Annotated in this window: 14 protein-coding genes and 1 pseudogene; 7 read left to right on the top strand and 8 right to left on the bottom strand. The window is 72.2% G+C overall.

Going from position 1 to position 13108, the window contains the following annotated elements; genetic code table 11:
- Nucleotides 1–183: pseudogene (locus ACQRUO_RS08515) on the bottom strand (IS701 family transposase); the annotation flags it as partial.
- Nucleotides 184–236: 53 nt separating this feature from the next.
- Nucleotides 237–1238, bottom strand: a complete 1002-nt coding sequence (locus tag ACQRUO_RS08510) for a quinone oxidoreductase family protein (protein WP_428315134.1) — start codon at nt 1236–1238, stop codon at nt 237–239.
- An 88-nt stretch (nt 1239–1326) separates the two neighbouring features.
- Here ACQRUO_RS08510 and ACQRUO_RS08505 point away from each other — a divergent pair, with 88 nt between their 5' ends.
- Nucleotides 1327–1926 (top strand): CGNR zinc finger domain-containing protein, encoded by a 600-nt coding sequence (locus ACQRUO_RS08505; RefSeq protein ID WP_428315133.1) that lies wholly within the window; start codon nt 1327–1329, stop codon nt 1924–1926.
- 107 nt (nt 1927–2033) lie between these two features.
- Here the strand turns inward: ACQRUO_RS08505 and ACQRUO_RS08500 are convergent, their stop codons facing one another.
- Complete coding sequence (locus ACQRUO_RS08500) at nt 2034–2975, bottom strand: NADP-dependent oxidoreductase (RefSeq protein ID WP_428315136.1); 942 nt, start codon at nt 2973–2975, stop codon at nt 2034–2036.
- 204 nt (nt 2976–3179) lie between these two features.
- Here ACQRUO_RS08500 and ACQRUO_RS08495 point away from each other — a divergent pair, with 204 nt between their 5' ends.
- Complete coding sequence (locus ACQRUO_RS08495) at nt 3180–4148, top strand: GlxA family transcriptional regulator (protein ID WP_428315132.1); 969 nt, start codon at nt 3180–3182, stop codon at nt 4146–4148.
- A 7-nt stretch (nt 4149–4155) separates the two neighbouring features.
- On the opposite strand, the gene ACQRUO_RS08490 is transcribed toward ACQRUO_RS08495, so the two are convergent.
- The 3 genes from ACQRUO_RS08490 to ACQRUO_RS08480 form a co-directional block, all read right to left on the bottom strand.
- Nucleotides 4156–4551, bottom strand: a complete 396-nt coding sequence (locus ACQRUO_RS08490; protein ID WP_428315131.1) for a hypothetical protein — start codon at nt 4549–4551, stop codon at nt 4156–4158.
- Between the two features lie 43 nt (nt 4552–4594).
- Nucleotides 4595–4870: a hypothetical protein gene (locus tag ACQRUO_RS08485; RefSeq protein WP_428315130.1), complete on the bottom strand. Its 276-nt coding sequence runs from the start codon at nt 4868–4870 to the stop codon at nt 4595–4597.
- 88 nt (nt 4871–4958) lie between these two features.
- Nucleotides 4959–5663, bottom strand: a complete 705-nt coding sequence (locus tag ACQRUO_RS08480) for a hypothetical protein (protein WP_428315129.1) — start codon at nt 5661–5663, stop codon at nt 4959–4961.
- Between the two features lie 300 nt (nt 5664–5963).
- Between ACQRUO_RS08480 and ACQRUO_RS08475 the strand changes: the two genes are divergently transcribed.
- A complete protein-coding gene (locus ACQRUO_RS08475; protein WP_428315128.1) occupies nt 5964–6890 on the top strand; it encodes a hypothetical protein in 927 nt (308 codons plus the stop codon).
- A gap of 353 nt (nt 6891–7243) precedes the next feature.
- Nucleotides 7244–7894 carry a hypothetical protein gene (locus tag ACQRUO_RS08470; protein ID WP_428315127.1) on the top strand — a complete coding sequence of 217 codons (651 nt, stop codon included), beginning with the start codon at nt 7244–7246 and terminating at the stop codon, nt 7892–7894.
- A 41-nt stretch (nt 7895–7935) separates the two neighbouring features.
- Here ACQRUO_RS08470 and ACQRUO_RS08465 read toward each other — a convergent pair whose 3' ends face one another.
- A complete protein-coding gene (locus tag ACQRUO_RS08465) occupies nt 7936–9213 on the bottom strand; it encodes a twin-arginine translocation signal domain-containing protein (protein WP_428315126.1) in 1278 nt (425 codons plus the stop codon).
- A gap of 222 nt (nt 9214–9435) precedes the next feature.
- Between ACQRUO_RS08465 and ACQRUO_RS08460 the strand changes: the two genes are divergently transcribed.
- Both ACQRUO_RS08460 and ACQRUO_RS08455 read left to right on the top strand, forming a co-directional pair.
- Complete coding sequence (locus ACQRUO_RS08460) at nt 9436–9999, top strand: ATP-binding protein (protein WP_428315125.1); 564 nt, start codon at nt 9436–9438, stop codon at nt 9997–9999.
- Nucleotides 10000–10033: 34 nt separating this feature from the next.
- Nucleotides 10034–11005 (top strand): hypothetical protein, encoded by a 972-nt coding sequence (locus ACQRUO_RS08455; RefSeq protein ID WP_428315124.1) that lies wholly within the window; start codon nt 10034–10036, stop codon nt 11003–11005.
- Here ACQRUO_RS08455 and hemC (ACQRUO_RS08450) read toward each other — a convergent pair.
- The gene (gene hemC, locus ACQRUO_RS08450; protein ID WP_428315123.1) at nt 11002–11928 is read right to left on the bottom strand and encodes a hydroxymethylbilane synthase; all 927 of its coding nucleotides are present in this window, start codon (nt 11926–11928) and stop codon (nt 11002–11004) included. The genes ACQRUO_RS08455 and hemC (ACQRUO_RS08450) overlap by 4 nt on opposite strands.
- A 101-nt stretch (nt 11929–12029) precedes the next feature.
- Here hemC (ACQRUO_RS08450) and hemC (ACQRUO_RS08445) point away from each other — a divergent pair, with 101 nt between their 5' ends.
- Complete coding sequence (gene hemC, locus ACQRUO_RS08445; RefSeq protein ID WP_428315122.1) at nt 12030–12968, top strand: hydroxymethylbilane synthase; 939 nt, start codon at nt 12030–12032, stop codon at nt 12966–12968.
- Nucleotides 12969–13108: the final 140 nt, after the last annotated feature.

The raw sequence follows: 13108 nt of genomic DNA, 5'->3' as shown, positions 1-13108 counted from the left end.
GCCGGCCTCCTCGGCCACCGTCCACCCGTTCTTGCGCTCCAACGGCGCCAGCAGGCCCCGCATGTAGGCCAGCGCCGACTCCCGCGACTCACTTCGCGCGAACCGGTCGGCAAACCGCTCATGCAGTCCGGCCAACCCGTTTGACCAGCGACGAGCATCAACCTCGGATATGTCCCCACCCATGAACAGCCCAACGAGCGAACCCGACAACCGTCACGGTAAGCACCGTTGCAGTACTAGTGCGGCCGGTCCACGGTCAGCACCACCTTGCCCCGGTTGCCGCGCCGCTCCAGCTGTCGGTGCGCGTCGGCGGCCCGTTCCAGCGGGAAGCGCGACTCTACGGGGACCCGGAGGCGGCCCGCGGCGACCTGCTCGGCGAGTTCGAGCAGGTCGGGGCGGGGGTCGAAGCCGAGCTCCAGCAGGTTGGTGACCTGGAAACCGTGGATGGTCACGTTCTTCGGGTAGAAGTCGCGGGTGTCGATGGTGCTGGGAGCCAGCGCCACGTTGGCCATCGCGACCACCCGGCCGCCCGCGGCCGCCATCCGCAGGCTCTGGCCGAAGGCCGGGCCGCCGACCAGGTCGAGCACCACCTCGGCACCTCGGCCGCCGGTCAGCCGGAGCACCTCCTGGACCGCGGCGTCACCCGGGTGGGCGACGGTGTCCACGGTGTCGTGGGCGCCGAGGGCGGTGACCCAGTCGGTCTTGGTGGGCGTGCCGGCCAGCGCGATCACCCGCGCTCCGGCCGCCGCCGCGATCTGCACGGCCGCGCTGCCGACACCGCTGGCCGCGGCGTGCACCGCCACGGTCTCGCCCGCCCCGGCCCGGGCCAGGTGGCGCAGCGAGTACCAGGCGCTGAACCAGGCCGACGGGAGCGCGGCGGCCGCGGCGGGCTCGATGCCCTCGGGCAGCACCACCACCTGCTCGGCCGGCACGGCGGCCAGCTCCGCGTAGAGGCCGGGTGCGCCCGCCTCGCCCATGGCCAGCACCCGCTGGCCGGCAGCGATCCCGGTCACCCCGGCACCCACCGCGCGCACCGTGCCGGCCGCCTCGACGCCGGGCACCAGCGGTGGGCGGCCGGCCCGGTGGTAGCGGCCGGCGCGGAGCAGCGCGTCGGCCCGGTTCACGCCGGCCGCGGCGACCTCGACCAGCACCTGGCCGGGCCCGGCCACCGGGTCCGGCAGCTCCACCGGGACCAGGACCTCGGGTCCGCCGAACTCCGTGATCTGTACTGCCCGCATCTCCATCACCCCGTCAATCGACACCGGTTGAACAGGTGTCAGATTAGCGACACCTCTTCAACCGGTGTCAAGTGCTAGGGTCGAGGTCATGAGCACCGGCACCGCGCCCACCGACCCGCTGGCCTTCCCCTTCGTCGGGGGCCGCCCCTGCCTGGAGTTCGTCGCCACCCTCGGCCGGCGGCACGCCGAACCGCTCGAACGCCTCCCCGGGCCGGCCGACCTGGACCGCTGGCTGGCCGCAGCACAGCTGCACGCACGTTCGGACACATCGGCAGCCGCGGCCACCCCCGCCGACCTCACCGACGCCCGCGCCCTGCGCGAGGCGCTGTACCGCGTGCTGCGCACCGCGATGGCCGGCCGCGCGGCGGAGCCGGCCGACCTCGCACTGGTCAACGCGGTGGCCGGACGGGCCGACCTGGCCCCGCAGTTGACGGTCCCGCAGGACGGCGCGGCGGCCCGCCACTGGCAGGCCGCCGAGCCGGTCCGGGCCGCCCTGGCCACCGTGGCCCGGGATGCCGTCCTGCTGATCAGCGGCCCCCAACTCGCCAGGGTCAAGGAGTGCGAGAGCCCGGACTGCTCACTGCTCTTCCTCGATGACTCGCAGGCCCGCCGCCGCCGCTGGTGCTCGATGGACCGCTGCGGCAACCTCGCCAAGGTGGCTGGCTACCGGACCAGGAAGAAGGGCTGACGGGCCACTCGGCACCAGCTGCCCGAACCCGGCCCCCGCCCTCCGCGCCCCGCCGGGCCGTCCGGGGACCGCGAGCGTGGCCGTTGGTCCGCAGGATGGGCGCGCCGTCACGGCGCCACGGACAGCACGATCTTCCCGGTGGTGCGCCCCAGTTCCCCCAGGCGGTGGGCCTCGGCTGCCGCCTCGAGCGGGAAGACCGAGTCGACCAGCACCCGAAGCCGGCCGCTCTCGACCAGTGCGCTGATCTCGCGCAGGCCGTGGTGGTCGGGCTCGACGAGCAGGAACACCGCCCTGACCCCGGCCGCCTCGGCCTCGGCGTACGGAAAGGAGTCGTCCGGCGGCAGGATCGAGACGAGGGTGCCGCCCCGGCGCAGGGTGCGCAGGGAACGGGACCAGTTCGCACCGCCGACGCCGTCCAGGACCACGTCGATGTCGTGGACGGTCGCGGCGAGGTCCCGGGTCCGGTAGTCCACGACCTCGTCCGCGCCGAGTCCACGCAGCAGTTCGTGCTTGGCGGCGCTCGCCGTGGCGGTCACGTGGGCGCCGCGGGCCTTGGCGATCTGCACGGCCAGGTGCCCCACCCCGCCGGCGGCGGCGTGGATCAGCACCCGCTGCCCGGCACCGACGGCGACGGTGTCCACCAGGGCCTGCCAGGCGGTGAGCGCGGCCAGCGGCAGGGCGCCGGACTCGGCGTGGGTCAGTCCGGCCGGCCGCGGCGCGAAGTGGCGGGCGGGCGCGGTGACGTACTCCGCGTAGGCGCCGGCCGGGTGCGGGAAGCGGGGCATGCCGTACACCTCGTCTCCCGGACGGAACACGGTCACGCCGTAGCCGACCGCCTCGACCACGCCCGAGACGTCGAAGCCGAGGGTGTACGGCGGCTCGGCGCCGGTGATGGACCGGCCGCGCTCGCGGGTCTTCCAGTCCACCGGGTTGACGCCCGCCGCGTGCACCCGGACCAGGACCTCACCGGGGCCCGGCTCCGGGCGCCGCGTCCGCACGACCTCGAGGACCTCCGGGGCGCCGCCGCTGTCGTGGGAGACGGCGCGCATGGTCGCGGGCTGCTCGGTGGTGCGGGGCTCGGCGCTGGGGCGGGCGGCGTTGCGGGCGGTGGCCTGCGAGGACATGGTGACGGACTCTTCTCTTCGGTGTTCCACGGTGATCGGTGCCGGTCCGGGACCGGCACGGCTCCACCCTGCCGCCGCGGCCCGCCCCCTGGTGGTGGCGTGACGGCCGACGAGTGAAAGGATCCGGCCATGCACCGCATCGGCGTTCTGGCCCTGGACGGCGTCCTCCCGTTCGAGCTCGGCATCCCCGCCCGGATCTTCGGCGCCGCCCGGGACGCGGCCGGCCGCCCGCTGTACACCGTGGCCACCTGCAGCCCCGGCGGCGGCCAGGTGCGCACCGCGGCCGACTTCGACATCGCGGTCCCGCACGACGCCACGCTGCTGGGCGCCGTCGACACCGTGGTCATCACGCCCTCGCACACGCTCGGTCCGATCCGCGAGGAGGGGCGCCTGCCGGCGCAGCTGAGTGCGGCACTGGCCGGGATCCGGCCCGGGACCCGGATCGTCGCCATCTGCACCGCAGCCTTCGTGCTGGCCGCCGCCGGACTCCTCGACGACCGCCGCGCCACCACGCACTGGCGCGACGCCGACGACCTGCAGCGCCTGTTCACCCGCACCCGGGTCGACCCCGACGTCCTGTTCGTCGAGGACGGCGACATCCTCACCTCCGCCGGAGTGGCCGCCGGGATCGACCTCTGCCTGCACCTGGTACGCCGTGACCACGGCAGCCAGGTCGCCAACGAAGTGGCCCGCACCTGCGTGGTACCGCCGTGGCGCGACGGCGGCCAGGCGCAGTACGTCCGGCGCCCGGTCCCCGACCCGCGCGGCCCCGGCACCGCCGCCACCCAGGCCTGGGCGCTGGAGCACCTCGCCGAGCCGCTGAGCCTGGCCGACCTCGCCGCGCACGCCCACATGAGCGTGCGCACCTTCTCCCGCCGCTTCCGCGAGGAGACCGGGTCGACCCCGGGCCAGTGGCTGGTCCGCCAGCGCGTCGACCTCGCCCGGCACCAACTGGAGACCACCGACTGGCCCGTCGACCTGGTCGCCCGCCGCTCGGGCCTCGGCACCGGCGCCTCGCTGCGCACCCACCTGCACGCCGCCATCGGCGTCAGCCCGCAGACCTACCGCCGCACCTTCCGCCCCACCAGCCCGTCCTGATCCTCGGTCAGAGCCGGTAGGGATACAGCGCGATCTTCTCGCGCTCGACACGGAGCTCGATCCACGTGTCCACGGCACCGCCCGGCACCGGCGTGGCCAGGTCCAGCAGGATCAGCGCGTCACCCAGCTGCAGCACAGCGGCACCGTCCTCCGTCGTGCTGAGGCGTCCCCGCAGAACAACACCATGCCCGCCCTGGCGGATCTCGGGCCCGCTCCCGACCGCAGACTTGGCGTTCCGCCCCCAGGCGAGGTCCTCCTCGACGGTCCACTCCACGTGGTACTCGCCAGGCTCAGCCCCCGGATCCCCGCACCAACGGACAGAGGTCCGACCGAACGCGGTCCTCACCTGGGCCAGCACCGGACTCCACGGGAACTTCGCGATCTTCTCCACCTCGACCAACATCACTCGATCATCCAGCATCCACGTCGCTCGCGGAACCTGTGCGCTACGCCTCCACCAGGATGCGCAGGATCTGGTCCGGCACATCCCGCATGACGTTGTGCCGGGTCTCGAGGGCGTGCACCCGGAACGACGGGTCCTGCGCGGCGCGTTCGTACGCTCCGCGGAACGGGGACTCGGCGCCGCCCCACTCGGTGGCGTAGACGTAGTCCTTGCGCTTGAAGCGGCTCAGGTCGCCGCGCAACGAGATCCGCTGCAGCACCGAGGCGACGGGGTGCGGCGTGGTGCGCCGGTCGAACATCGGCAGCGGCTCGCTCCGCATCGGTGGAAAACGATCAGGAGCACGATACGGTAGGCAGCCGAGCTGGAGTGGCCCCGTTGCCGATGGTGCTTCAGCTGCTCATGGTGCTTCAGTGCGGTCCGGGCCCCAGCCCGGTCAGCGAGTCCCGCCAGCGGGCGAGCCTGCCCTCGCGTCGGGCCGTCTCGCGTCGCCGGGCCCGGGCCAGCTTGTGGCTCTCGGGCCGGTAGCGCCACCGGGACCACGGGGAGTCCGGCGTGGCCAGCCGGACCGCCCCGATGATCGCCAGCAGGGGGATCAGGACGCCGCAGACCGAGGTGAACGCCTTGCCCTTGATCGCGCACAGCAGGGCGAAGACCAGGTTGATCGCGATCGACACGGCGAAGGCCCAGTTCCCGACGCCCGCCTGACGGGCGAACGGGTTGCTCGCCACGAGCAGCACGGCACCGATGGCGGCGGCGTACACGACGACGTCCACGGACTTGCGGCCCTCCTGCGACCAGTAGACGTCGCCGAGGTGGAGCCAGAGCGCGTACTCGTCCAGGGTGAGCGCCGCGCCCACACCGAACACGACGGCCAGCACCTCGTACCAGGGCTGCGCGGGCCGGGCGGCGAACTCGGCCAGGGAGGCGAACATCATCGCGAAGATGCCGTAGACGAGGTGGTGGATGTGCAGGCCGCCGCGGACGTTGTCCCGGAACGGTCCGCGCCCCGCCCGGATCATCAGGGTGATGCCGCGGGTGATCGCGAACGTGACGATGAACGCCACCAGCATCCAGAGCGTGGCGGTGCGACCGGAGGAGTTGAGCAGGGACATCGCCGCGGGGCCCTCCTCTCCGGTCCGAACGCTCCTCAGCCTCGACCCTAGGTTCCCGTCGCCGACTCAGGCACCTCGACCGGCCCGTTCAGGCGATCGCGCCCGTGATCTCCTGGGTGACAGCACGTCACCCGGGCGGCCGCCCGCTGCTTGCGGCGATCGGTCTCCCGGTCGAGGCTGACGCAAGACCGTGATGCCGACCGCGCGCAAGGGCTCACCCACATGGCTCAACCGAACCGCCCTGTCCAGGAGCCGCAGCGTCCGGTCCGGAGGTTCTGGCCGTTCGGCTCCCGGACAGCGGTGTTCCTCGTACCGTTTCTCCTCGCGGCGCTGCTCATCGTCTGGGGCGCGGCCAGGACCGCGCTGCACCTGGAGCAGGTGTCCGCGGGCTGGGTGCTGCTCGGGATCGCGGCGTTGAGCGTCCTTCCCCTGGTGCTCGTGGTCCTCGACGGCCTGGCTTCGACCGGCGGCTCGATCGAGGTCGGCACCGTCAAGATCGCGCTCACCGCCGAGACGGCCGTCCAGCCCCAGGTGGTGGTGCCCAGCAACGTCACCAACGACCCTGGCACGGCCTTGGCGGACAGCGGTGGGCACCGGATTCTCACCGCGCTGAAGAAGGCGGCGGCCGCGGACGCGGTCGTCGTCGACCTGGCCGACGGGCACGCCTGGTGGGAGACGCGGCTGCTCATCCTGTGCGCGGGGGCGACCCGCCGCGGCCGGCCGTCGGCGGTGGTCTTCACGGGCGTCCAGGCCGGAAGGCCCGGGCGCTTCCTCGGCTGGGGGCACCCGAACGAGCTGCTCGAGGCCCTGCTCGAGGCCGACCCCGACTACCGCAGGGAATACGTGAAGGCGAACGGATTTGGTGCCACGGCGCGGCTGGACACGGCCCAACGGCTGCCGGATCCACCGTCCGTGCCGGTGGTCGTTCCCGCGGACCAGCCGGCGGTCCTGAACCCGTTCCTGGAGGAGCAGTTCCTGGCCATCCTCCTCGCCCCGAAGGAGACTCCCGCGCCGGTCGAGATCAGCACCGGCCGACTCCACTCCCTGTTCGACAGCGTGCTCCGCACGGCCTCGGTGGACCGCTCGGTGGGCGACGCCGACTGGGTCAGGTCCGCCCTGAGGAGCGAGGACGAGCGGATCGTGCTCACCGAGTCGGGCCGGTACGTCGGCATGATGTCCCGCGGAGCCGTCACCCGCGCCGCCCTGCTGTCCCTGATCGGATCCTGACCGGACGTTCCGTCACGACCAACCGCCCCTCGCAGGAGGGCTGTCGTGTTGATGGCGCTGCTGTCCGGAGAGCATGATGGGGCTGTCCGTAGTGACGGGCGTCAACGGCGCCGGGGCGGCTGTCGATGGTCGTTGTCGTTGGCAGGGCCGGTGGAGCCCGCCGCCGTGGTCATCGTCCGGCCCGACCACACCATCCGCGCGGCCACTCCCCAGGCCAGTGTGTTGCGTAACGGTGCGTCAAGGACTACCAGAGTGTCAGAAGTCGCAGGGCCCGCAGAGGACTCGCGCTCGCTGCGATGCGGATCTTCGCCACGTACGAGGACACCGCCGTACCGCCGCTGTAACCTCTGCCCATGCCAATGGATCCGGCCGTAACCGCCGCCTGGATAGCAGCAGGTACCTCGATCGTCAGCTTCGCCGGCACGGTCGCCGTGGCGATCGTCGGCTTCCGGGCTGCTGAGAAGGTTGGAGCGGCCGCCAACGCGACGGCTGCAACCAACACCAAGCACTTCGTGAACGCGACCCGTGACGACCATCTCTGGGAGAAGCAGGGGGCGCGTGCCTACGAAGAGGTGCTCGCCCACATCCACTTCCGTAGCCTCAGGCTCGAAGCAAACCTCCGTTCCTATCGCTTCGACGAGCAGTCCGAGAAGAACATGGAGAAGTTCTTCGAGTCGTACCAGCCCGAATCGTGGTTCCACGTTCAAGCTCGGGCGGTGGCTTACGCCTCTGCCGATGTGATGGAAGCGTTCGAGCTTGCGACAAGAGCTGACATCGAAGCGAAGTCCAAGTTCAACTCCTGGACGTCGATGGCGGATCACAACCGTGGGATCGCGTTGGCCGGGGCGGCCCACTCTGAGGGATTCTCCGGGGAAGACGTGATCAAGGCACGGAGTGAAGCCGTCGCGGCTGCTGAAGCCCTTCAGAAGTGCGACGGCCGCGTCATGGATCTCATCCGGGCGGAACTTCACAGCAACCCGAGGATCGCTGCCGCTACCAAGTAGGCGCGCTGCCAGGTCTCAGCGTCTCACTGCGGGTGTCTTCTTCAGATGGTGAGAGCTTCACCTAGCCGCGTATGCGCCGGGCCGGACAGGGTGCGGTGCAGGGCCTCAGCACGGGACCTGACCAGCCCGTCCCGGTATGCCGAGGGCAGCTGCTGCCAGACCCCGACGGCCATGTCGGCGGCGGCGGTCTGGTCGCCGTCCATGCTCAGGCAGGTTGCGGCGTCCATGGTCAGCAGGGCTCGGGTCATGACGGACGGTGACCTGGTGAGGGCAAAGGCTGCTTGCTGTTCGGCGTTCGCCTCGCGGGTGTGGCCCATCAGCGTGAACGCCTGGGACAGGTGGACGTGGTGTTTCTGCAGTGGGTATCCGAACCAGGTGTCGGCCGCCTGCACGGTGTTGAGCTGGTCGGCGATGGTGCGGGCGTCGGCGACCGCGCGAAGGGCTTCCTGGTGGTCGCCGATCGAGGCCAGGGCCCGCGCGGTGACGGCGGCGGCCAGTGCAGCGGCGGCCGTGGGGGTGCGGCCGGCTTCGCGGCGGGCGGCGATGGCCAGGTTCGCGGCGGCGTTCGGGGCGCCGTAGTTGAGCGGGACCATCGCGTGCCGGGCCAGGACCCAGGCCAGCATGTGGCGGTCGCCGGACTCGCGGGCGGCCTTCCCGGCGGTGGCGAACCAGCCGTGGGAGTCGCGCTGGTCGCCCCGGTCGTGCTGGATGATCGCGACCAGGCCGGTGATCCCGGCCGCGGTGCGGGCCAGGTCGGCACGCGTTGAGGCGGGGTGTGGGCGGCTGAGGATGTCCTGGAGGAGGCCGAGGTCCTGGCGCATCTGGGCCAGGACGGCGCCCGGGGCCCGGCCGTGGTAGCCGCCGCGGTGGCGCTCGAACGCCCCGTCGAGGTAGGCGAGATCGCCGGCATCCGAGCCGGACAGGCCAGCGTCGATCCCCTCTCGCGCCTCCGCGATGCCGGGCAGGGCGACGACGACCCCTGTCGTCAATGCCGCCGCACCGAGAAACTGTCGTCGGTTCACCGCCGTGCCCTCCTCTCCCTCGTTTTCGACCGGGTGCCGGTGGAGCTTGCGCCAGCGCCGCGAGGCGGCGACCGCCCGCGCAACGTCCTCCGGCGGGATCTCGTACCCGTCGGCGAGCAACTGGTGCCACCGCGGGGTGGGCAGACGCCGTTCGGTCTCCCAGCGCTTCAGGTTCTCCGGGTCGAACCACGTGCCGCCTTGAGCCGCCTGTAAGAGCTGGGCCTGCTCGTCGCGCGTGCGTGTGGTTGTCTCCCGGACCCGCCTCAGCAGGGCGCCGATGCCGTCTGGTGCCATCATGCCCGTCTCCCAAGCCTTTGACCGACCCGTGCCCGTTCTTGGCCCCCTAAAGCGGCCCCCCGTGCGGGAAATGCACCCCTCCCTGGCACCACCGCGGCCACCGTGGTCGGGAGTTGACTGTGTACCAGCCAAAGCGGTTGATCGGGCGAGATCTATTCCTTCCCCCCGCGCGGCACCCCATACCCCCAGCTCCGGCCTGACGCCCCGAAGGGTTCCTTCGACATGCGCGTGTGCAGCAGCAGCTTCTTCCTGATCCGCGACCCTGTCTCCGTCCCCGCCAGCCGCGAGCGGCTCGGCCGGCTGATCAGGAAGTGGGAGGTCCGCACGGACGACAGCCGCCTGGCCCTGGACACCGTGATTTCGGAACTCGTTACCAACGCGGTGCGGCACACCACTGGGGCGATGATCACCATCGGGGTGCACGCCAACCTCGACCTGCGGCGCCTGCTCATCGAGGTCTACGACGATTCGCAGGCCATGCCCCGCCGGCAGGTCGCGGGCCCGGACGCGGAGGCCGGTCGGGGCATGTTCCTCGTCGAGCGCCTGGCCCTGGCTCATGGGGCCGAGCACACCCCTCGGGGCAAGAAGGTCTGGGCCGTGGTCGCCCTGCCTCAGCAGCCGCTCACTCGCCGCCAACTCCTCCTCCATCCCCACTGGGCGGCCCGCGCGGTGATTCGCCGCCTTGCCAGCCCGCGCCGCCCGCCCCGCCCGCGCCGCCCGCCCTGCCCGCCCCGCCCGCCCCGCCCGCCCCGCCCGCCCGCCCCGGCCGCCTCCGGCGCCCGCTGACGCCCGCGCCCGCAGCCACGATCGAGAGGACGACATGACCACCACCCAGCACGGCACCGCGATCACGGACCCCGCCCGGCTCCACGGCCGGCCCGCCGTCCGCAGCTTCCTGGAGGGCCCGTCGCTGACGGCGGCCGACCTGTCGATGGTCCTGCTGGTCCGCGAGGACACCGAGGACGCCGACCGGCCGATGCCAACCGTCACGGTCGCCGAGATCCCGCAGACGGTGCGCGACCTCGCCGCCCTGGGCATCCGCTCGGTGAAGGTGTTCGCCAACAGCCTGCACCGCGACCCGGAGGCGTCCGGGGCCGTCGCACCGGACAGCCTGATGGTGCGGGCCATCCACGCCGCCAAGGACACCGAGCCGACCATCGCGGTGATGACCGAGAACTGCCTGTGCGGCCACACCGACACCGGCGAATGCCACCTGACCAGCAGCGGGCGGATCGACCTGGACCGCACGGCGGCGATGATCGCCGCCCAGGCCGTCATCCAGGCCGAGGCCGGCGCCGACATCGTGGGACCCGCCGCGATGATCCGCGGCACCACCGCCGGCGTGCGAGCGGCCCTGGACGAGCACGGCCACCGCGACGTGGCGACCATGCCGCACCTGATCTTCGACTCCGCCCTCTACGAGGGCTACCGGGCCACCATGCGGGCCACCCCCGCCTCCGGCGCCCACCGGCCGTTCCAGATCAGCCCGCGACAGCCGGAGACCGCGGTGGACACCGGCCTGGCCTTCATCGGCGAGGGGGCGGACATGCTGCTGCTGGAGCCGGGGATGCTCTCGGTGGATGTGCTTACCAGCCTCAAGCAGAAGACGTCGGCGCCGCTGATGCCGTTCTCCGTCTCCGGCGAGTACAGCCGCCTGGCCCCGCTCGACCCAGGCACCGGGCGGCGGGACTTCCGCCCGCTGCTGGAGCTGTTCACCATGCTCAAGCGCTCGGGAGCCGACCGGATCATCACCTATGCCGCCGCGGACCTCGCCCGGCTGCTGACCGGCTAAGCGGCCGGGCGGATCTCCAGGAGGATCGCCTCGGCGCCTTGGTCCAGGAGAAGGCCGGCCACCTGGATCCCCAGCTTCTCCGGTTCCGCGACGGGGCCGGAGAGGCGGGCCTCGACCTGCGTGGTCCCGTCCAGGGAGGTGACCTGAGCGTGCAGCGACAGCACGTCGCCGTCGGCCTTCGCGTAGGCGCCGACCGGCACCGAGCACCCGCCGTGCAGCTCGCCGAGCATCGCCCGCTCGGCCCGCACCTCCGCATCCACCACCGGATCCCCGGCGGTGGCCAGGATCTCTCGGGCCAGCTCGTTGTCCTCGCGGATCTGGATCCCGAGCGCCCCCTGCCCGGGCGACGGCGGGAACTGGTCGAGCGGCAGCAGCTCGCCGATCGCGTCGTCCAGGCCCAGCCGCACCAGCCCGGCCGCCGCGAGGACGACGCCGTCCAGGTTCATCGTCTTGAGCTTGTTCAGCCGGGGCGGCACGTTGCCGCGGATCGGCACGAACACCAGGTCGGGGCGGACGTGCAGCAACTGGGCGATCCGGCGGGCCGCGGAGGTGCCGACCCGGGCGCCCTGCGGCAGGTCGGCCAGCGTGTTGCCGCACAGCGCGTCCCGCACGTCCTCACGGCCGGGCGGGGGCAGCAGCACCAGGCCGGGCGGGTTGCTGGTCGGCAGGTCCTTCAGCGAGTGGACGATCACGTCCACCTCGCCCCGCACCAGCGCGGCTTCCTGCTCGGTGGAGAAGGCGGAGCCGCCCGAGCGGGCCGACACCTGTGACAGGGCCGTCTTCCTGTCCCGGTCACCGCCTTCCAGGATCACCTGGTGGCGGAACTCGACGTCGGGGAAACGCTCCCGCAGCGGCGCCAGGAACTCCTTGACCTGCGCTCGCGCGAGGTGACTGGCCCGCGATCCGACCATCAGCGTCCGCATTCCCCAACTCCCAGCATCTGAAGAGATGTTGACCGCATGCTACTCGAACAATGGCTGACCTTTTTCCGACGGTTTGTCGGAATCATGATGGGAGAGATCGAATGCCGTCCACCCGCCGCACCATCCGCATCGGCGCCCGCGCCTCGGCCATGTCGCTCGCCCAGGTTGCCTGGGTCCGCGCCGACCTGGCCGCCCTGCATCCTGGCGTGGCCACCGAGCTGGTGCTGTTCGTCGCGGCCGGCGACCGCGAGGGCGGCGAACAGGCCGCGCTGCACGCCAAGGGCGCCTTCACCGGCGACATCGAGGACGCACTCATGAGCGAGGTCTGCGACCTCGCGGTGCACTGCATGAAGGACGTGTCCGGCGACCCGTTGGTCACCCCGGGCACCGTCTTTGCGGCCCACCCCAAGCGGGCGGACATCCGCGATGCGCTGATCCACCCCGCCGGCCTCACCCTCGACCGGTTGCCGCCCGGCACCCGCGTTGGCACCTCGGCGGTTCGGCGTGTCGCCCAGCTCACCCGCAGCCACCCCCACCTGGAGCTGGTCCCGATCCGCGGGACGGCCAACCTGCGGCTGGGAGCCCTCGACGCCGGGAAGGTCGACGCCCTGGTGCTGGCCGCCTGTGGCCTGGAGCGCATCGGCGAACAGCACCGGATCAGCGAGGTGCTGACCGTCGAGCAGATGTGCCCGCCGCTGGGGGCCGCCGTACTCGGCCTCCAGTGCCGCGAGGGCGACGCCGACCTGATCGGCCTCCTCTCCCCGCTCGGCGACCGTGCCACAACTCGGGAGATCACCGCCGAGCGGACCGTGCTGAACATTCTGCGCGGGCACTGCAACAGCCCCATCGCTGGCTTCGCCCGCGCTTTCGGGGACGGCCACCTGGGCCTTCGCGCCATGGTCTTCTCCCCCGATGGCGCCACCGTGCTGGAAGCCGCCCAGTCGGCCGGCCAGCTCGATCCGGAAGCCCTCGGCAAGGCCGTGGCCGCCGCCCTGATCCGTGACGGCGCCCGCAACCTGATCGATTCCATCGCGCACTGACGTCCGAGGTCGACAACCAAACGGCCCCGTGACGAGCCCGTCAGGCGTTCAACTGCATGATCCGTGCGGAGCCGTATGGTTGCCGACCGTCAGCTGCCGGACGACCGCGAGCAAACCTTGCCCCTCGGGTCGCCTGGTCA

Origin of the sequence: Kitasatospora sp. LaBMicrA B282 (genome assembly GCF_050325825.1) — a bacterium.
Taxonomy (GTDB): Bacteria; Actinomycetota; Actinomycetes; order Streptomycetales; family Streptomycetaceae; genus Kitasatospora.
Note: the sequence above shows the minus strand (reverse complement) of the source record. Positions and strands in the feature narration are given on the sequence as shown.